This is a genomic window from Vibrio sp. S234-5 (assembly GCF_000960595.1).
In the GTDB taxonomy this organism is placed as follows: Bacteria; Pseudomonadota; Gammaproteobacteria; order Enterobacterales; family Vibrionaceae; genus Vibrio.
Window position 1 is genome coordinate 1 of the sequence record NZ_JZAM01000407.1, and the last position, 403, is coordinate 403.

The 403-nt window shown below is 47.4% G+C and carries 1 pseudogene; it reads right to left on the reverse strand.

The window, feature by feature from the left end:
- A pseudogene (locus tag UF06_RS22545) lies at positions 1–324 on the reverse strand (sensor domain-containing phosphodiesterase); the annotation flags it as partial.
- Positions 325–403: the final 79 nt, after the last annotated feature.

Sequence of the window (403 nt, forward strand, 5' to 3'; positions counted from 1 at the left end):
GCTATAGGGTTGCACGGCGGAGGTAAGCTGCGTATGCGTAAACTGACTAATGACGATCAAACAGCCGTGATTCAGAATTTCACCAGTATTGATCATGTGGCGAGTGCTGTTTCCGATGATTTCAGCAAGCTGCAACTTCATGCGAACAGAGCGGGCATAAGCTTCGGCCACCGACGCTGACTGAGCAGACAAAAGCTGAGTCACATAGGGGCTATCGACTTGCCAATCATAGCTTTGTATCCGTTCTTGTAACTGCTCGCGATCATCCGCCCAGAGCGAGACCGTCTGCATACGCGAGTGAGTACCGACGTTGCGGCTTCGCAAAGAAACTATGATTATGTTCTATTTATGTGAAATCTAATCTACTTATCTTTATTGGGTTTTGCCAGCTTGGCTAGTTATT